Below are 508 nucleotides of genomic sequence, written 5' to 3'. Positions count from 1 at the left end.
TATGACAAAACGTACAAGACGACTATTTAGCGCAGAATTTAAGTTAGAAGCAGCGCAGCTAGTCTTAGACCAAAATTACTCAGTGACTGAAGCAGCCCAAGCCATGAATGTGGGCAAGTCCACGATGGATAAATGGGTTCGCCAGCTTAGAGAAGAACGCCAAGGGAAAACACCGAAAGCTTCACCTATGACCCCTGAGCAAATAGAAATTCGGGAATTGAAAAAGAAGCTGGCTCGCCTTGAAGAGCATAATGAAATACTAAAAAAAGCCACGGCTCTCTTGATGTCGGACTCACTGAACAATTCTTGACAATCAAGAAACTCAAGCAGAGCCACAGCGTAAAAATATTATGCGAAGTCTTCAATGTTCATCGAAGTAGTTATCACTATTGGCTTAAACGCCCAGCGTTAATTAATGCGGAAACAATAAAACTGCGCAGCTTGGTCAGTGAGGCTCATGCCGCAAGCAATGGCTCTGCGGGAGCGAGAACCATTGCAGATATAGTCA

At 44.1% G+C, this 508-nt stretch carries 1 pseudogene; it reads left to right on the top strand.

What is annotated here, in order from left to right:
- Position 1 precedes the first annotated feature (1 nt).
- Positions 2 to 508: pseudogene (locus EYW48_RS21410) on the top strand (IS3-like element ISVch4 family transposase); the annotation flags it as partial.

Source organism: Vibrio sp. 1180_3, from assembly GCF_029478545.1.
In the GTDB taxonomy this organism is placed as follows: Bacteria; Pseudomonadota; Gammaproteobacteria; order Enterobacterales; family Vibrionaceae; genus Vibrio; species Vibrio aestuarianus.
This window is presented reverse-complemented; position numbering and strand designations above follow the sequence as displayed.